Annotated in this window: 17 protein-coding genes; 2 read left to right on the forward strand and 15 right to left on the reverse strand. The window is 61.0% G+C overall.

Features of this window, described 5'->3' with window-relative positions; translation table 11 throughout:
* Position 1 precedes the first annotated feature (1 nt).
* The 9 genes from CO667_RS28405 to oiaX all read right to left on the reverse strand — a co-directional run bounded on the left by CO667_RS28405 (position 2) and on the right by oiaX (position 9,118).
* Positions 2 to 1,066 (reverse strand): ABC transporter permease, encoded by a 1,065-nt coding sequence (locus tag CO667_RS28405; RefSeq protein ID WP_097621574.1) that lies wholly within the window; start codon positions 1,064 to 1,066, stop codon positions 2 to 4.
* Positions 1,063 to 2,613 (reverse strand): sugar ABC transporter ATP-binding protein, encoded by a 1,551-nt coding sequence (locus CO667_RS28410; RefSeq protein ID WP_097621575.1) that lies wholly within the window; start codon positions 2,611 to 2,613, stop codon positions 1,063 to 1,065. Before CO667_RS28410 ends, CO667_RS28405 begins: the two co-directional genes overlap by 4 nt.
* Positions 2,610 to 3,254 carry a DUF2291 domain-containing protein gene (locus CO667_RS28415; RefSeq protein ID WP_097621576.1) on the reverse strand — a complete coding sequence of 215 codons (645 nt, stop codon included), beginning with the start codon at positions 3,252 to 3,254 and terminating at the stop codon, positions 2,610 to 2,612. Before CO667_RS28415 ends, CO667_RS28410 begins: the two co-directional genes overlap by 4 nt.
* A gap of 73 nt (positions 3,255 to 3,327) precedes the next feature.
* Positions 3,328 to 4,269: a D-ribose ABC transporter substrate-binding protein gene (locus CO667_RS28420; RefSeq protein WP_097621577.1), complete on the reverse strand. Its 942-nt coding sequence runs from the start codon at positions 4,267 to 4,269 to the stop codon at positions 3,328 to 3,330.
* Between the two features lie 100 nt (positions 4,270 to 4,369).
* Positions 4,370 to 5,197 carry a phosphogluconate dehydrogenase C-terminal domain-containing protein gene (locus CO667_RS28425; RefSeq protein ID WP_097621578.1) on the reverse strand — a complete coding sequence of 276 codons (828 nt, stop codon included), beginning with the start codon at positions 5,195 to 5,197 and terminating at the stop codon, positions 4,370 to 4,372.
* A gap of 79 nt (positions 5,198 to 5,276) precedes the next feature.
* Entirely contained in the window at positions 5,277 to 5,723 is a 447-nt protein-coding gene (locus CO667_RS28430) for an RpiB/LacA/LacB family sugar-phosphate isomerase (RefSeq protein ID WP_097621579.1), read from the reverse strand.
* 34 nt (positions 5,724 to 5,757) lie between these two features.
* A complete protein-coding gene (locus tag CO667_RS28435) occupies positions 5,758 to 6,522 on the reverse strand; it encodes a triose-phosphate isomerase (RefSeq protein WP_097621580.1) in 765 nt (254 codons plus the stop codon).
* A complete protein-coding gene (locus CO667_RS28440) occupies positions 6,522 to 7,856 on the reverse strand; it encodes a four-carbon acid sugar kinase family protein (protein ID WP_097621628.1) in 1,335 nt (444 codons plus the stop codon). The genes CO667_RS28435 and CO667_RS28440 overlap by 1 nt, the downstream gene beginning before the upstream one ends.
* A gap of 5 nt (positions 7,857 to 7,861) precedes the next feature.
* Entirely contained in the window at positions 7,862 to 9,118 is a 1,257-nt protein-coding gene (gene oiaX / locus CO667_RS28445; RefSeq protein ID WP_097621581.1) for a 3-oxo-isoapionate-4-phosphate decarboxylase OiaX, read from the reverse strand.
* Positions 9,119 to 9,296: 178 nt separating this feature from the next.
* Here oiaX and CO667_RS28450 point away from each other — a divergent pair, with 178 nt between their 5' ends.
* Positions 9,297 to 10,001, forward strand: coding sequence for a transcriptional regulator NanR (locus tag CO667_RS28450; protein ID WP_097621582.1), 705 nt, complete (start codon positions 9,297 to 9,299; stop codon positions 9,999 to 10,001).
* Positions 10,002 to 10,110: 109 nt separating this feature from the next.
* On the forward strand, positions 10,111 to 10,431 hold the full coding sequence (locus CO667_RS28455; protein WP_097621583.1) for a hypothetical protein: 321 nt from the start codon (positions 10,111 to 10,113) through the stop codon (positions 10,429 to 10,431).
* 284 nt (positions 10,432 to 10,715) lie between these two features.
* Here CO667_RS28455 and CO667_RS28460 read toward each other — a convergent pair whose 3' ends face one another.
* From CO667_RS28460 to CO667_RS28485, 6 genes are read right to left on the reverse strand one after another with little or no spacing between them, the layout of a single operon-like run.
* On the reverse strand, positions 10,716 to 11,780 hold the full coding sequence (locus CO667_RS28460; RefSeq protein ID WP_097621584.1) for a GDP-L-fucose synthase: 1,065 nt from the start codon (positions 11,778 to 11,780) through the stop codon (positions 10,716 to 10,718).
* Positions 11,773 to 12,876 (reverse strand): GDP-mannose 4,6-dehydratase, encoded by a 1,104-nt coding sequence (gene gmd, locus CO667_RS28465; protein ID WP_097621585.1) that lies wholly within the window; start codon positions 12,874 to 12,876, stop codon positions 11,773 to 11,775. The genes CO667_RS28460 and gmd overlap by 8 nt, the downstream gene beginning before the upstream one ends.
* Positions 12,877 to 12,897: 21 nt before the next feature.
* Positions 12,898 to 15,177: a tyrosine-protein kinase domain-containing protein gene (locus CO667_RS28470; protein ID WP_097621586.1), complete on the reverse strand. Its 2,280-nt coding sequence runs from the start codon at positions 15,175 to 15,177 to the stop codon at positions 12,898 to 12,900.
* Positions 15,174 to 16,316 carry a glycosyltransferase gene (locus CO667_RS28475; protein WP_097621587.1) on the reverse strand — a complete coding sequence of 381 codons (1,143 nt, stop codon included), beginning with the start codon at positions 16,314 to 16,316 and terminating at the stop codon, positions 15,174 to 15,176. The genes CO667_RS28470 and CO667_RS28475 overlap by 4 nt, the downstream gene beginning before the upstream one ends.
* Positions 16,310 to 17,410 carry a glycosyltransferase family 4 protein gene (locus tag CO667_RS28480; protein ID WP_097621588.1) on the reverse strand — a complete coding sequence of 367 codons (1,101 nt, stop codon included), beginning with the start codon at positions 17,408 to 17,410 and terminating at the stop codon, positions 16,310 to 16,312. Before CO667_RS28480 ends, CO667_RS28475 begins: the two co-directional genes overlap by 7 nt.
* Positions 17,407 to 18,357 (reverse strand): glycosyltransferase, encoded by a 951-nt coding sequence (locus tag CO667_RS28485; protein ID WP_097621589.1) that lies wholly within the window; start codon positions 18,355 to 18,357, stop codon positions 17,407 to 17,409. Before CO667_RS28485 ends, CO667_RS28480 begins: the two co-directional genes overlap by 4 nt.
* Positions 18,358 to 18,364 lie beyond the last annotated feature (7 nt).

Raw genomic sequence — 18,364 nt, forward strand, 5'->3', positions numbered from 1 at the left:
GTCAACCTGCCTTTGCCATCTGCATGAGGGTCACGCGCTGCTGCAGGCGGCGTTGCGCCTGGTCGACGACCACGGCAATGATGATGACGAGGCCCTTGATGACCATCTGCCAGAAGGAGGAGACGCCCATCATGACAAGCCCGTCGGAGAGGATACCGATGACGAAGGCGCCGATGATCGTGCCGCCGATCGTGCCGCGGCCGCCCGACATCGAAGTACCGCCGAGTACGGCTGCGGCAATCGCATTCAGTTCGAAGCTTTCGCCGGTCGCCGGATGGGCGGCCATCAGTTCAGAGGAGATGACGACGCCGACGATCGCCGCGCAAAGTCCAGAGAACATGTAGACGAAGATCTTCACGACATCGACGCGGATGCCCGACATGCGCGCTGCCCGCTCATTGCCGCCGACGGCAAAGATATGCCGGCCGATCGGCGTCGAGCGGGCGACATAGGCGGCCGCGAGCGCCAGCACGATCAGGATCCAGATCGACACCGGCAGGCCAAGGATGCGTCCGGCGCCGAAGAAATCGAAGCCGGTCGTGGCATATTCCGGCCGGCCGACGAGGTTCGGAAAGGTCTGACCATCAGACGACAGCAAAGCCAGGCCGCGGGCGACATAGAGCGTGCCGAGCGTGGCGATGAAGGGCGCGACGTTGAGCTTGGTAATCAAGAGGCCGTTGATCAGGCCGATGATAAGGCCGATTGACAGCGTGATCAGCACGATCTCGAAGAGGTTGAAATAGATGGTATAGCCGATCGGCAGCTCGATGCCGTAAAGGATCAACCCGCCGGCGACCATGCCGCAGAGCCCGACGATCGAGCCGACCGAGAGGTCGATGCCGCCGGTGATGATGACGAAGGTCATGCCCATCGCCAGGAAAGCGTTCAGCGCCACATGCTTCGACATCAGGATCATGTTCGCCGTCGAGGTAAAATTCGGCGCGAAGATCGCAAAGAAGATGATGACGGCGAAAAGCGCGATGAAGGTCCTGAGCTTCATCAGCGTCAGAAGCACCGAGCCGTTGGCGCCTTTCGGCGCAAGAGTGGTAGATGTAGCCGCCATCATGACGCGAGTTTCCCTTGATGTCCGTGTCCCCTAGCCGAAGCCGCGATGATCGCTTCTTCCGTCGCCTCGTTCCGGTCGAAGACGGCGACGAGCTGGCCGTTGCTCAAGACCGCGATGCGATCGGAAAGCGCCATGACCTCCTCGAGGTCGGAGGTCGAAAATAATATTGCGAGCCCGTTTGCCGCCAATCGGCGCATGGTGCGGAAGACGTCGGCCTTGGCGCCGACATCGATGCCGCGGCTCGGTTCGTCCATCAGCAGCACTTTCGGATTGGTCATCAGCGCCTTACCGATAACCACTTTCTGCTGATTGCCGCCGGACATCGAGGTGACCTCGAAATCCGGATTCGCAGCCTTGATCGACAGATCGCGGATCGCCTCGCGAATGGCGTTTTTTTCGGCGCCGCTGTCGATATGGAAGAGCCGGGTGAAACGGGAAAGGCTTGCCAGCGTCAGGTTGGAGGCGATGGAAAGTGCCTGAACCAGGCCTTCCCGCTGCCGATCCTCCGGAATGAGGGCAAGGCCGCGGCGGATGCGCCGCGGGGTGTCTCGGGCGCGCACTTCCTTGCCGTCGATGAAGACCCTGCCGGTCGAGTGCGTATGGCGGCCGATCACGCATTCGAAGAATTCGCTGCGCCCGGCGCCCATGAGGCCGTAAATGCCGAGGATCTCGCCTGCCCTGACCGAGAGGGAGACATCGTTGACCGCAAGCCCGCCCGTTGGTCTCGGAAGGCTGATGTTTTCGGCGCGGAAGACCTCCTCGCCGATGGCATGGGTGACGGATTTGGCAAAATCCTTGGCGTCCGAACCGATCATCGAGCGCACGATCCAGCGCGTATCGATGTCGCGCACCATCGCCTGGCCTGTGACCTGGCCGTCGCGCAGCACGGTGATGGTGTCGCCGATCCGCATCAGCTCTTCCAGCCGGTGCGAGATATAGACAATCGCGACCCCCTGGGCTTTCAGCTCGCCGATCACCTTGAACAGGATGTCGACTTCGGCGGCCGAAAGCGCCGATGTCGGCTCGTCCATGATCAGGATGCGGGCATCGAGCGACATCGCCTTGGCGATTTCGACGAGCTGCTGCTGGCCGATCGGCAGATCCTCGACCATCGCGTCCGCTTCGATCCCGGCATCGAGCCGCCGCAGAAAATCATTGGCCTTCTCGACCTGCGCCTTGTGATCGATGCCGAGGATGCCGCGGGTTATCTCACGCCTGGCGAAGATATTCTCGGCGACCGACATGTTGGCGAAGAGATTGAGCTCCTGGAAGATCATGCCGATGCCGTGCGCCTGCGCATCGGCAGGGCTGTCGAAGGATACCGGCTTGCCATCGAGGATGATGCGGCCGAGCGTCGGACGCTCGACACCGGCGATGATCTTCATCAGCGTCGACTTGCCTGCACCGTTTTCGCCGACAAGGACGTTCACTGCACCGCGGCGAAGCTCGAGATTGGCGCGCTTGACGGCGACGATGCCAGAATAGACCTTCGACACGTCGTCGAGGCGCAGGATGATGTCGTCCTTCTGTGGCTCTCCTGTGGTCATGGGCCGACCTTCAGTTCCGAAGGCGTTATGAGCGGCAGCTCGCCGCTCTTCGGCAGCGGAAAGGCGCCGACTGCGGTCACCGGCTTGCCGGCGAGGCCCTCACGCGGGACGGCTGACAGAAAGGCCGTATTGGCCTTTTCGTTGAAGGCCTTGCCGAACTGTGCCCACTCGATCTGGTTCTTGAATTCGTTGAAATTGACGAACTCCAACGTGTCGCGCAGCGCCGTGCCGCGCAGCGCCGGCCCGATCTGCACCTTGGCGTCGGCCTTGCCGTCGCCATCGGCGTCGACATCGAGTGTTGCCGCGCGCGAGGCCGTATCGGCCGCGACAACCTTGCCGGTGATCTTCACCGCATAGGTCCATGGCGAGCTGCTCTGCTTGCGGGGATTGCCGTATTTCTCGCCTGCGGCGTCGGGGCTGGAGGTGGCCAGTTGCATGACGTCCTTGAGGTCGCCGGCGCGCTTTTCGAAATAGGGCACTGCCTCGGACTGCCAGATCGCCCCGACCTTTGCATTCGGATCGAAGGCAGTCTTGGCCGCTGCCGCCGCCTTTTCCTCAGCCGTCGGCGTCTTGATGATCTTGCAACCGGGCAAGGCGGCCGCCACGACGGCAGCGAGCAGGGCGCCCTTCATTCTCAACATGCTTTAAACCTCGACGTCTTGCAAAATGCATTGCGGAGGGCGCAGCGCTGCGCCCTCCGCAATTCGCGGGTGATCAGTTTGTCAGGGCGAAGGTTTCGAGCTTGCCGGCATTGTCGGCATTGATGAGAACGCAATCCATCAACTGCTTCTCTTCCTTTGGCGTCGTCTTGTTCTTGATGTAGGCGTCTGCCTGTTCCACCGCCAACTGAGCCTGCGCATAGGCGGGCTGCAGGACCGTTGCCTTGATGCCGCCCGACTTGATGGAGTCGCGCACGTCGTTGGAACCGTCGAAGCCGACGACGATCACGTCCTTGCGGCCGGCCGCCTGCAGCGCTGCGATGGCGCCCATGGCCATGGTGTCATTGCCTGAAATGACACCCTTGATGTCGGGATTTGCCTGGAGGATGGTTTCCATCTTCGAATAGGCTTCCGTCTGGCTCCAGTTGGCCGACTGCTTGGCGACCGACTTCAGCTCCGGATAGTCGTCGATGACATCATGATAGCCTTGCGAGCGGATGCCGGCATTGGTGTCGGACTCTTTGCCGACAAGCTCGACGTAATTGCCCTTCTCGCCCATCAGCTTGACGAATTCCTGCGCGCCGAGCTGAGCGCCCTGATAGTTGTTCGAGACGATCTGGGCGACGGCAACGCCGGTGGCGTTGATTTCGCGGTCGATCAGGAAGGAGGGAATGCCTGCATCCTTTGCCTTCTTGACGGCCGCGACGGAGGCGTCGGCTCCGGCATTGTCGAGTATGATCGCCTTGGCGCCGCGTCCGATTGCCGTATCGATCATTTCGGACTGCTTGTTGGCGTCGTCGTCATGCGTCATGAGCAGCGTTTCGTAGCCAAGCTCTTTCGCCTTGGCTTCGGCGCCGACGGCTTCGGCCTTGAAGAAGGGATTGTCATGCGCCGGTGTGATGATCGCGATGAGATCGGCCGAAAAGGCCGGAAGAGCCGTTCCGAGCGCCAGTGCGCCGGCAAAAGCTGCAAGTGTCAGTCTGCGCGTCAGTTTCATATTTTCCTCCCTGTTGTGAATGAAGCCCCGTCTCCCTGGGGCGGCTAGACCCCGTCTCCCCGGGGCAGTTGAGGGGGAGGGCTTGCCTCCCCAAGCCGGTTCAGGTGATGCGCCGGATGCTTTCGGCGATCTCCTGCGGTTCGAATACTTTTTTCCAGTCGTCGCGCATCAGCGCCGGGATGCCGAACTCGATCGCCTTGTTGCAGGCATCCGAGAACACGCCGTCGACTTCCTTGAAGATGACCGCGCCGAGCACGTTCATATGGCCGAGCAGGAAGTCGCGGGCGGCCTGTTCCGGCACGCCGCGAGCCACGCATTCGTCCATGGCCTGCCGCATGACGACGAGCAGCGATGCGCAGACGGTTTCCGACAAGCCCGGTTCGAGCATAGCGAGCTGGTCGACCGTGACCCGGTGCGAGCGCATGACCGGGGCCCAGATGATTTTGGCGATTTCCTCGCCGAGCGCGTAGCCGCTGTCAGGCCCCTGCATCAGTGCCGAGACGATATGCTGCTTGGCGAACAGGCCGCCGAAATGGTCCTTCTTGGCCTGCATATCCGTCTCATCGTTAAAGATCGGCGGGTGGCAGGGGTGGGTGACGAAATAGGTGAGGTCGTCACGCTTCGGTAGGTGGCCGGCAAAGGGTGCCGCGGCATCGAGCGCCACCACCATGGTGCCGGGTGCGAGCTTGTCGACGATACCGGCCGCGACCTTGCCGATCGCCGTATCCGGCACGGCGAGGATGACCACGTCGGCGCCGTCGAGGGCGGCATCGACCGGCGTGCAATCGAGGCCGAGATCGTTCTTCAGGCGCGCCTTGCCGGCGTCGCTCACCTCGACATGGCGCACTTGGAAGCGCGAGCCTTTGAGATTTTTGGCAAGCCGGTATCCCATTTTGCCGCCGGCGCCGAAGAGAGCAATCTTGGTCATGTTTTCCTCAACCTGTTCAGTTCTGGATAGGATCATATACTGGTATGATGAGTCAATCACCATATCATCACTTATTGGTTCAGTGCCCCTGTTTTTCCGCATCGAGCCGGTCGATCGCCTGCACGTTGCCGGCCGAGGGGCCGTCGGGATCGAATTCGGAGGCAAGCCAGGCGTCGACGATCGATTTCGCCAGTTCCGGGCCGATGACGCGCGCGCCCATCGTGATGATCTGGGCATTGTTCGATTTCGCCGCGCGTTCCGCCGAATAGGTGTCGTGGGTGAGGGCGGCGCGAATACCAGGCACCTTGTTTGCGGAAATGCACACACCGATGCCGGTGCCGCAAAATAGGATGCCGCGCTGATGTTCGCCGTCGACGATCGTCTGCGCCAGGCGCTGGGAGAGATCGGCGTAGAAGCCGGACTGGCTGAGATCGTGAACTTCGAGATCCGCCTTGCCGGCGAGATGGGCGGCAATGACATCGAGAAGCGGTTTGCCGGCGCTGTCGGCGCCAATTGCAATCTTCATAGCAGTTTCCTTTCATCGCCCGCAGGCATGGAAATCACCTTTCGATCGCCGCGCTGACGCGGCGAAGAATGTCGAGGTAACCGTCGACGCCCCAGGCGGAGCGGCCGATGAACAGGCCGTCGATATGCGCCTCGGTGATCAGTTCCTCGCAATTTTCCGGATTGACGCTGCCGCCGTAGAGAACCGGCACCGCACGACCAAGAATGGATTTCGCCACCTCGGCGATCTTGCCGTGCCGCTCCGACGCGTAGTCGGCGGTCGCCGGTATGCCCTTGGCGCCAATCGCCCAGACAGGCTCATAGGCAAGCAGGATCGGAGCCTTGTCGGCCTCGGTGTCGACGCCTCGCAAGGCGGCCTCGACCTGGCGCCGCAAAACAGCATCGGCCCGGCCATCCTGGCGCTCCTGCAAGGTCTCGCCGATGCAGATCAGCGGCGTCAAGCCATGGCGGATCGCGGCGGAAACCTTGAGGCCGACGGTCTCGTCGGTCTCGCCGAAATGCTCGCGGCGCTCGGAATGGCCGAGCTCGACGATGTCGAGCTGGCAGTCTTTCAGCATCAGAGGAGAAATCTCGCCGGTCCAGGCGCCGGCGTCCTCCCAGTGCATGTTCTGGGCGCCGACCTTCACCGAGGTCTCGGCCAGCAGACGCTTGACCTCGCGCACCGCGGTAAAGGCCGGAATGACGAAGCGCTGCACGCGGGTGTCGCGTTCCGCGTCCGTCGCTGCGAGGCGGTGCGCGAAAGCCAGCGCTTCCTCCACCGTCTTGTTCATCTTAAAGCTGGTGCCTACCCAGACGACCATCAGTTCTTCCTTCCGTCACGGATCTGCGCGAAATAGCCGTCCGTTCCGACCTGGCCGCCTTTCAGCGCGATCTGCAGGCCGTTGGTCGGCGGGTAATCGCCATGGGCGAGGCATAGCGGCGACCCCGGCGTCTGGGGCAGCGGCAGAAGCGTCGTCAGCGCGTCGATCTTCAATTGCCGGAGCGCATGGCTCGACGTGTCGCCGCCGGCCACAACGGCGCGCGACAGCCCTTCCGCTTCGATAAGACGGCGCAGGATCGTGCCGAGGCTACTGCCGAGCCGGTGACGGGCGCCCGGCAGCCGGTCGATATCGGCGCCACGGTCCGCGGATGGGCCGAGCGCCGTATAGAGGATGACGCTCCTGCCTTCTTTCAGCTTGCCGATACCCGCCTGCACGGCCGCCTCCACGGCGGCTTCCCCATTGGAAACCAGTTCGAGCGGATCGAGCGCAATGCTCTCGAAACCGTTCTCGGCAGCCGTGCGGATCTGCCGCTCGGTCGTCGGCGAGACGCTGCCGGAGACGACGGCGAGGCGATCGACCGGGCCGATATCGGGAAATTCGGCCCCGATCTCACCGATCAGGCCGGCCTGCCGCCAGGCGCTGAGCAGGGCATACTCGACACCTGAGGAGCCGGCGACGAAACCCCCCGAACGGCCGGTGACCCGCAGCAGCTGCCGGCCGGCCGCCGCCTGCGTTGCCTCGGAGTCGACATCGAGGAGCAATATCCCCTCGCTATTCGATGTCAGTTGGTCGATCCGTTGGTCGGCGTCCGACGCGGTGATTGCGACGAGATCGGCGAGCCGGACGGGAAGGGAGGTCTGCTTCGACAGGTGGAGCGCAAGATCCGCCTCGTCCATTGGCGTGACGGGATGGCGGCTCATGACGGGGTGGCGGTCGATTCGGAAGATGCGGCCCTGATAGGCGGCGAAGAGATTGCCGAAGGCCGTATAGCGCTTCAATTGCGGCGCGCCGACGATAACCGGCACGATGGATTGCCCGAAACGCCTGCGGCCGATTTCGATCGCCTTGCCGATATTGCCGATCCCCGGGCTGGAATCGAAGGTCGAGCAGACCTTGTAATGGCAGATCGAAGCACCGAGCGAACGCAGCCAGTCGAAGGCCGGCGCAAGGTGTTCCTCCATCCACGCCGGCGTTTCGCTGCGGCTCGTTCCCGCCAGGCCGATCGCGCGGCACTGTTTGAAGCGGGCGAAGAATTCCGGCGTGGGAAGGTCGAGGAAGAGCACGGTCTCGACACCGCTCGCGGCGAGCGCCTCCATGACGTCGGTCGAGCCGGTAAAATCATCGCCGTAATAGCTGACGAGACGTCCGTCCATATCGGTCACGCGCCCTTGCCGTCGCTGAATTTTACAATCGAGGCGGCCAATTCCGGGTGCTCCCTGGCGTAGACCTCAAGCGGAATGTCGGCGACCGCAGCCTGCCAGGCCTGCTGCACGGCCCGAACGCCGGCCGCCGGTCCGCCGGGATGGCTGACGATGCCGCCGCCGCAGAGATAGAGGAGATCGACGGTCTGGCCGGTGCGCCGATAGGTCTCCGGCGCCTGCCCGCCCCACTGGCCGGAGCCGGCGACCGGAAGCGGGCGATCGGCGGCGTCGAACAGCGGCGCGCTCACGGCCCTGAAGGACGAGACGAAGCTGTCGTCCGGCTCCCAATATTTCACCTTGATGCCGTTGATCTGGAACTGGTCGACGCCGAGCAGCCGCCAGAATTGCTGGTAGACCTTGAAGTCCATGCCGGCGCCCGGATCGCGCGTCAGCACGTCCCAGCCGTTGCGATGCGCGTGCAGCACCAGGCAGGAGCGCTTGCGCAGGAAGCTCATGCCGCCGAAGCCGATCGAGTTGATGTTGACGACGGCGCAGTTGCCGCCGGCCGCCGCGACGATGTCGTGGTTGCGCATCATCTCGTCCGGGTCGGCATGCGAGATGCCGAAGGCATACATCACCTTCTTGCCGGCCTTCTGCTCGTGATCGAGAATGCGCGGCATGATCGCTGCGACACGCTCCTTGAGCGGCGAATAGGGCGGGCTCATCAGCTTCTCGTCGTCCTTGATGAAGTCGACGCCCGATGCGATCAGCTCGCCGACGAGCTCGGCCGTCTCGTGCGGCCTCAGCCCAAGCGCCGGCTTGACGATCGTTCCGATGATCGGCCGGCCTTCGACGCCGGTCAGCCGCCGGCTTCCTGATATGCCGAACTGCGGCCCGGGATGGGCGCTCTTGAAGGCGTCGGGCAGCTTCATGTCGACGATGCGGATGCCGGTCATGCCCTTGATCGAATAGACGCCGCCGATCGCGATGGTCATCAAGGCCGAGAGGTCGGTGCCGATCGCCTCCAGCGGAAAGGCGATGTCGACATCGGCGCGGTGAAGCCGCGTGCCGGGAGCGGCCTCGGGCCAGGTCGGATGGCGTCCATCCTCGAGCCGGCGGATCGCCAGCACGCGGGCGGCGACGCGCGACTTCAGCTCTTCGGTTTCGCCGGGAACCGGCACGAAGGTTCCGGTCGACTGGTCGCTTGCGATCTTGTCCGCCATCGCCTCGACGCTGCCGGGCGTTTCGATGCGGTAGGTCAGGGTAATCATCATGAACGGACGGTTGCTCCTCTCGCCACGCAGATTGTCATGGCGTCAACTTGTGATCTGGTATAATGAGTATTCCAACTATTGAAAAGCGGAATCTTCGGGCGCGCAAATTTTCGGCCGCAAGCTTTGTCCTTGGTCCGGAAAACTGTTAGGAGGAGACATTTTGAGCCAGCGAGATGTTATGACCCAGCCCCTCGAACAAATCGTCCGCCGCAAACTATCCGACGAAGTGTTTGATCGACTTGAGCGAATGATCACCTCGGGCGAGCTTCAGCCCGGCGATGAAATGCCCTCCGAGCGGGTGCTGATGGAACGTTTCGGCGTCGGCCGGCCCGCGATCCGCGAGGCTATGCAGTCGCTTGCCAACAAGGGTCTCGTCAGCATTTCGCACGGCGAGCGGGCGAAGGTTTTGAGGCTGACGGCAAAGTCGATCTTCCGCCAGGTCGATCTCACCGCCAAGATCATGCTGTCGCAATCGGCGGATTCGCTGGAGCATCTGAAGAGCGCCCGCATCTTCTTCGAGCGCGGCATGGCCCGCGAGGCTGCGCAGCGCGCCTCGGCAAACGATATCGGCGACCTCAGGGATATCATCGAGCGCCAGCGCATGTCGCTCGGACGGGCCGAAGAGTTCATCGATGCGGATATGGAATTCCACACCCGCATCGCCCAGATCTCGGGCAATCCGATCTACGTCGCCGTCAGCGAGGCCATGCTTGCCTGGCTGAAGGAATATCATACCGAGATGCTGATCTGGACCGGCAAGGAAAAGTTCACGCTCGCCGAACACGACGAAATCGTCGATCGCCTCGAAGCCAACGACGTCGACGGCTCCGAGATGGCGCTCCTCAAGCATCTCGAGCGCTCGCGCGCGCTCTACGCGAAGTAAGCCGCACTTTCGAGCGCGAGAGCGCATTTGTCGGCGGCAGCGGAACAATGCTCTGCCGGCGAGGTTGTGGATGGGTCAAGCACGCAAAGATCCCCAAGGAGGACATCAGATGCGTATGAAACTCGTAGCAGCTTCGCTTTTTGCCCTCGGCATGGCCACCTCGGCTTTCGCCCAGTCCAACCCGGCGCCTGCCGGCGCCACGATCGACAAGAACCAGGCCGATCAGGGCGGTGGCGCGAGCGGCGACATGAAAGCCAAAAAGCCGATGGCGACGGATACCACCACGACAGGCTCCACCACCGGCGGCACGATGAAGATGGACAAGACCAAGTGCCCCAATCCGGTCAACAATTCCGCCAACCTCCAGACCCAGGGCGGCACCAGCAACGCCACGCCGATGGACGAGGCCTGTGCAGCCCATAACAACTGATCGGCCTCATCAGCAAAACCCCGCTTCGGCGGGGTTTTTGCGGACCGCATCCGGCAAAGCAGGCCAAAGATCGGCGAGGAGAAACCGAAGCCCTGACTATCTGCGTAATAGCGTGACAAGCGATATCGGCATCTCGACCGCGAAGAAATTCATTGCCGTACCGATAATGATCGCCCACACGGCTATGACGAAAATGAGCGCTGCGATCCTGATTTCTACTGGTCCCAGCAAATGCGCCCCCCGAGACAATATCTTCATTATCCCTCGCGCAAATTCGCTGCGCGCTAGGGATGTTGTGCGACTGGAGAGAGCGTGGGCGCGTGCAGCGCCGGGGTCTTGGCTCTCTCAAAACCGATGTCGCTTTGACCGATCAGCTCGCCTGACATAGCCCTGTTGCTGCGTTCGAGATAACGCCCATCGAGGAAGGAACGGTAGGCGTCTGCGATGCCCTCCTTCAGACCGACCTTCGGAGACCAGCCGAGAGCACGAAGTCTGTCGACGCTCAAGAGTTTCCGTGGCGTGCCATCCGGCTTGGTGAGGTCGTGCGTGATCTTGCCTTCGAAACCAACGACCCTGGAAACGAGGCATGCCAATTCGAGGATGGTCATGTCTTCGCCGGAACCGACGTTCACATGACTGTCGGCGGAATAGGTCTTCATGAGATGGACGCAGGCGTCAGCGCAATCGTCGACATGCAGGAATTCGCGCCGTGGCGTGCCGCTACCCCAGATGCATATCTCTTGCTGCCGGTTGATCTTGGCCTCATGCGCCTTGCGTATGAGCGCCGGCACGACATGGCTCGACCCGAGGTCAAAATTATCCTCCGGGCCATAAAGATTGGTCGGCATGACCGAGATGAAATCCCTGCCGTGTTGTTTGCGATAGGCCTGGCAGAGCTTCAATCCGCCAATTTTGGCGATCGCATACCATTCGTTCGTCGGCTCAAGCGATCCGGTCAGCAGGGCGTCCTCAACGATCGGCTGATCGGCGAATTTCGGATAGATGCAGGACGAGCCCAGAAACATCAGTTTTTCGACGTCAGCCCTATGGGCTGCATGGATGACGTTCGCTTGGAGAATCAAGTTGTCGTAAAGGAAGTCGGCCGGATAGGTATCGTTGGCGAGAATACCGCCGACCCTCGCAGCAGCCAGGAAGACGGCGTCGGGATGATTCCTGCTCATCCAGGCCTCCACCTGCTCCTGCCGTCTGAGATCGACCTCGGCGCGGGTGGCCGTCAAAATCTCGCAGCCCTCGGCAGCGAGACGCCGCACGATCGCAGAGCCCACCATGCCGCGGTGGCCCGCGACATAGACCCTTTTTCCGGCAAGGCTGTAGATCACCTCAGACATGGGCAAAACCTTTGGTGACACCTGCCGACGGAACATTTCGTGCCATGAGTTTCAGATCCTCGCGCACCATCTCGGCAACCAGCTGGTCAAGGCTGGTCTCATGTTTCCAGCCAAGCTTGGTGTGCGCCTTCGTCGGATCGCCGATCAGCAGATCGACTTCAGTCGGACGGAAATACGCTGGATCGATCTCCACCACACACCGACCGGATGCCTTGTCGTATCCCTTTTCCTCAACCCCGTTCCCACGCCAATCAATCGGCATGCCCACCTTGGCAAAGGCCTTATCGACAAAGGAACGAACCGAGTGCGTTTCGCCGGTCGCAAGGACATAGTCCTCCGGTTCGTCCTGTTGCAGCATCAGCCACATGCCGCGGACATATTCCCGTGCATGTCCCCAATCGCGCTTGGCATCCAGATTGCCGAGATAGAGCCTTTCCTGCAGTCCGAGATGGATCGCAGCCGCCGCCCGGGTGATTTTACGCGTCACGAATGTTTCGCCGCGGATCGGGCTTTCATGATTGAACAGAATGCCGTTCGAGGCGTGCATGCCATATGCCTCGCGATAATTGACCACGATCCAATAGGCGTAGAGCTTGGCTGCGGCGTAAGGGGACCGAGGGTAGAAAGGCGTCGTTTCGCTCTGCGGGACTTCCTGGACTTTGCCGTAGAGCTCCGAGGTGGACGCTTGATAGAAGCGGGTCTTCTTGGTCAGCCCGAGGAGGCGAATTGCTTCAAGCAGCCGCAACGTGCCGGTTCCATCGGCGTTTGCCGTATATTCCGGCGTCTCGAAGGAGACTTGAACGTGGCTCTGTGCAGCGAGATTATAGATCTCGTCCGGCTGCGTCTCCTGAACGACACGGATCAGATTGGTTGAATCCGTCATATCTCCGAAATGCAGGATAAAGCGAGGATTCTCGATATGTGGATCCTCGTAGAGATGCTCGATGCGGCTGGTGTTGAAGGAGGATGAGCGCCGCTTGAGGCCGTGAACGATGTAGCCCTTCTCCAAGAGCATTTCGGCCAGATACGCACCGTCCTGACCTGTTATACCCGTAATCAGCGCTACTTTTCGGTTCTCTCTCATTCTCATATCCATGATTGCCCTCCAACTCGAATACTAATGCAGAAGAAAGTAATGCTTCATGGTTCGGACAATTTTAAGAATTGAGCGATTACCATTATGTGTGATGTATTCAGGATTTGGATCGTAGTATTTCATCAGAGATTTCGAAAAAAGCTCTGAGTCGCTGAAGTTATACAACGCGTGATTTTTGGTATTTACATTGTTGATCGCCACAACTATTTCCGAATTTCGCGAGCCTTTCATTTGCTGCAGGCTGAACTCGAATGCGCGGCGGCTCGTTTTTCCCCATCTGACAACTGCAAGCGTTCTTTCCGCCAGGGCAGCCAGATGCACGGTGTCTGCCGAGACGAGCACCGGCGCGCTGTCGAAGATGACAATCCGGCCGGCCGCGCCCCCCAACTCGATGATTTCTGCCAGGCCGTTCGAACGGACGCGCCGCTGGAGACTGAATCTTCCAGATGGAATGAAATCGATACCGCTTGGATGGTGGTAGACGATGTCGCGGAGATCGGCCTGACCAATCAGGAATTCGTTCAGTCCGTGCATTAACCCCGACCTGAAAAACGAATCGAGTTTTCCCCGCCGAAGGTCGCCATCGACTAGCAGCACCGGAACTGCGGCGGCGGCAAGTTCGATAGCCAGCGATCTGGCGACAAGCGACTTGCCGTCCCCGCTGTGAGCCGAGGTAACGACGATACTGCTCGGCAACTTGCCGCCGTTGGACTGCTTGAGTGAAAGCACCACGGTACGGATTGCTTCGTCAAACATCGGGACCGGCATATGCTCGAACATCGTTTTTGAATTTTCCCGCCGCGCCAGACGCGGGATAAGGCCAGCCGGTATCGTGCGGGCTATTCCAGCTATCTGGTCGAAACTCCGAACCGTCCGATCCCACATTTCGATCACGAAAGCAGCCGTTACGGCTACCGAGATTGCAGCCAGGAGGGCGCCTACCAGATAGAAAAGCCGTCCACGTCCCTGTGGCGTGAGCGGCACTGAAGCCGGTGAGAAAACCTCCAGTTCCGCCCCCGGCAACCTGGCCTTGGCGGCAAGGTCACGGCGCTGGTCCTCAAGCTTGTCGAGTGCCGCTTGCTCCTTGTCGGCAATACGCTGCAGTCGCGTCAATTCCGTCTGCGCCAGGGCATCGCGCGTGCGCTTTTCCTGAGCATCAGCCAAGAGGGATTCCAGTGCGCTAGCTTCATGATCAAGCGCGGCGAGCTTGGCGCGCATCGTTTGCAGATATTGCTTGGTCGCAAGGTCGAGATCGGCACGGGATTGTTGGATCTTCCCACGTAAATCCACCACGGCCTCGGCATTGCCGTCATATGTCTGAAGAAGACGGGCGAGATCTTGCTCCTGCGCGTGAAGGTCGCGTTGCTTTGTGGCAATGTTGTCGGGAACGACGATATTCTGCACCGCGGCCGAAGCGTTATCCGCTGATTCCAGCGTGGATATCGTCGCCTTTACCTCGACCCGGCTTTCCTCGATTTTCCCTTCGCGGCCAGTGAGTTCCAGGAGTGATTTGATGCGTTCATCCTGAGCGTCCTCTTTTGAGACGATGTCCATCGATTCTTGATAGTTGCGGGCAGCGTCGCGAGCCATATTCGCGCGAGCCTGCTGTTCCGTGACGCGCTGCCGAAGCCATTCTTCCGCTGAAACCAGGCGGCCACTGACACTGCCCTTCCGCTCATCGAGGTAAATGCTGACGAGCCGGTTCGGAACCGCGGCTGCGAGTTCAGCATCATTCGCAGTGAAGCTGATCTGGATAACTTCACTCTTATCTTCGTGCCACACGCCGAGCGCCTGATAGTATTCCTGGATGGTGGCGTCGATGTTGTCTCCTGCCGGCAAGGTGGGTTTTTTCGTGTCGAACAGGCCGCGCAACGTCGCCCGGATCCTGTCAATGAATGATATCTTCCGCAGCGCTGGATTGAATTCCTGCCGCTCGTTAAGCCGCAGTTCGCGGACGACTCGCTCTGTGATGCCTCTGGATAGAAGCCGCTCGGTCTCCGATTTCACGTCAATGAGATCACTGCGGCTGGTATCGTCCACACCAAGTAATGTTGCGAGAGGCTGGCGGATAATCAATCGGGCCGATCCCTGATAGGCGGGCTTCAACCCAGAGATCATCATCGCCGCGGGCACCATAATCAGCACCGCTATCGTGATGATCACGATCATTCTTCGCCGGACGAGACCGACGGCGGCTCCCAGATCGAAGTGGTCCGCCTTGGTCTCAACCTGAAAGCGAGGATCATAGCGCATCGGCGAGATCGGAAGGTTGCGGTCCGGCGGAAGAGTGGAAATCGTCATCGTGCGCCAACCATTGCTTGAGGTTTCGCGGAAACGGTTTCGTAAAGTTTCTCGAGCGACCGCATATAGGCCCTCATGCTGAAGTGGTTGAGGTAATGCGTGCGCCCCTGGGCCGCGAGCCGGATGCAGCTTTCAGGATCGGACACCAGCTTCGCCAGGGCTGCAGCCAGGGCATTCGGGTCTCCGACGGGGACGAAGATCCCGGTTTCACCGTCGGTAATGACTTCGTCATGCGCCCCGACACGCGTGGTAACGACTGCGAGCCCGTGGGACAGCCCTTCGAGCACGGCCATGGCCAGACCTTCGGCGTGCGAGGGCAAGACCAGGATATCTGCGCGCGCGCACAGGGCCCGCGCCTCACCGGCGTCAAGCCAGCCGGGCATCTCTACCAGATCTGAAAGCGCCAAGGCGTCAGCCTGACGGCGATAATCCTCGACGGGTCCGTCGCCCGCCAGCACAGCCCGCCACTGGAGTTCTTTCATGACCGGATGGCTCAGCGCCAACAGAAGCTCCGTGACACCTTTGCGTTCGCTCAACCGGCCGAGGAATACGATCAAGGGTGTCTGGCCGACACGAATATTGTGCGCCCCGGGGTCGGGGACGCAATTATGGGCCACGACCGTGCGGCGCTCGTCAACGCCAAGAAGTGTCGTCAGCGTCAAGCGATCGCGCTCGCCCAGCGCCACAACGCAATCGGCGTTCTGAAACATCCGACGGATGAGCCGCTGTTGACGCGGCGAGCGTTGCGCAAAGTCGCCGGCGTAATCGTAGTCGTGCAGGTGCAACATGTGGCAGCATCCGAACAAGCGGGCGGCCTCCGTCAGGATCAGTTTTCGCGACGTGCTGCCGCGGCCGGCGATATGGATATGGTGAATGCGGGCTGGCGCAACGATCCGGTCCTTTGCCATCGTCAGGATGGCGCCGAGCAGGCGTGCGGGTGACGTCACCTTCGACCATCGAGCCCCTCTGGTATCGGTGACGAAATGCTTCGTGCCGGTCTCTTTCGCTGTCTCTGTGATATAGCCGACCAGCCTGCCAATGCCGCCGCCGTTCTCACAGCCGCCCGGAACATAGTGGCGGACGCTGGCCGCGCTCCGTGCTGCCATTCGATTTCTGTCCGTGAGGGCCTCCATCAGCATGATCCGACCACCTCCCGATAAACCGCCGCGGCCTGGGCGCCGACCCGTTCAGGCGAATTCGGTCCTTTGGCCCATTCGAGCGCGTTGTCACCGAAAATGCTTCTAAGCGCGCCGTTGTCTGCCAATGTCCTGATCGCTGCCGCGAGCTCTTTGGCATCTCCGGGAGGGACCACCAATCCCAACCCATTGGGCTGAACCGTGTCCCGCAACTCGCCGACATCGGTAACGATGACCGGTTTGCCAAAAGCTGCGGCAAGGTTGAGCACCCCGCTTTGAGATGCTTCCGTATAGGGAAGCACGACGATGTCGGTATCCAGGAAAAGCTGGGCGACCTCCTCATCCTCGATAAAGCGATTGCGAATATCGTAGCGGCCGGCATCCCCCATAAGCGGCTGGAATATCAGCGGATTGTCGCCACGGCCTGCGACCGTGATCTGCAGGTTGGGAAGCACGCCCTTGAGCATCGCCTCGGCCCGGACCAGATGTTCCAGGCCCTTATAGGCAAAAATCCGTCCGAAGAGCAGGACGCGTATCGTTCCATCCGCTTCGCGCGGCGCCATCTTCTGGCGCCGCGCGAGCTCCGCGTACCGAAGGATAGAGGGATGCGACAGGACATGGACACAATCCGGCGATTTCGAATATCGATCGAGGATCAGCCGCTTCAGTCCCTCGCCGTGGACGACAAGATGTCCGGATTGCTTCACCATCAATTCGGGGGCCCAGCCGGGCAGCGTACGCGTATCGGAATCGCCGGGATGGATTTGCACGTCATGAACGGTCGTCACAAGCGGGATCGGGCGCCAAAACGGCACGGCGAGGTTCAGCCAAAGTGTCGAGTTGCTGAGGAGATGAATGAGGTTCGGCTGCTCCTGCCGGATCAGACGCGTAAGCTGGTACAGAAACCAGGGATTGGAGAGAGAACGATGTCTCGGCCAGTCCAGAAGGTGCAGATCGACAGCCGGATCGATGGAGGAGGCGAGATGTGCGTAGCGCCGGCGCGGCACGGCAAGCACGACGTCCAGGTGTTGGGCAACGCCGCTGGCAAACGAGATGGTGTAGTCTTCCAGTTCGGAAACCAATAGCAGCGCCTTCATGTCGCTGCCTCCGACAAGCCGGCGTCCAGACCGAGCCGAGACAGGCCCCGCGCCGCGCGCAAACTATCGCGCGTCCGCCTGAGCAGGTTCGGTTCGCCGGCAAAGAAGAGGCCTTCGACGGCAAGCTTGCACCGGGTGCGTGCATCGGCTCCCTGCAGCTTTGCCGACGCGATGCGATAGGGATGGTGATCCGTCAGATGTAGTCTTGCCGGCAGCTCATGGGCTGAGAGAAACAGGTTCGTTGCTTCGACGGTACGCTGCCAATGCGTCATCCGCCTCCTCAGTGTGGCGGCATCTTCGGTCGAGCGATACCAGTTGTTATTGTGGATGCGGTAGAATCCAAGCGGATCCGGCATGGCAATGACGTCCCCCAGAAACGGATAGATCCCCACGAGCCAGGCATCGGCCGATATGCGGAATTGTTCGGGAATGCTGCCCGCAGTATTCCATGCGCTTCGTCGCACCGCGACGGCTGACGTCATCGGAAAAGGCCACCAACCAGCCGATCTGGTGAGGAGCGGCGGCAAAGCGCCCGAACACAGGGTCCGAGGGATCGGCTTGGAAGTCGGCGTGCCATCGACAAGCGTGGGCTGCAGTCGATGATAGACGAGCGATGCTTGAGGGTTTGCTCGGAACGCCGCAGCCGTCGCCGACAGCTTGCTCGGCGCCCACCAGTCATCGGCATCCAGAAAACAGAGGATCTCGCCCATGCTTGATCCGACAGCGGTATTGATCGCAGCGGCCTGTCCTGCGTTCTTCTGAAAGATCACCTTTACTCGGCTGCCATACGCTTCCAAAACGGACCGCGACTGGTCGGTAGAGCCGTCATCGACGACGATTATCTCGACATTGCCAGCATCTTGGCTCAACACGCTGTCTATCGCCCGCCCGACGAAGCGAGCGTAATTGTAATTATTGATGAGGACACTGAGGGCCGGGCGCTCCATGACGGGC

Source organism: Rhizobium sp. L43, from assembly GCF_002531725.1.
Classification (GTDB): Bacteria; Pseudomonadota; Alphaproteobacteria; order Rhizobiales; family Rhizobiaceae; genus Rhizobium.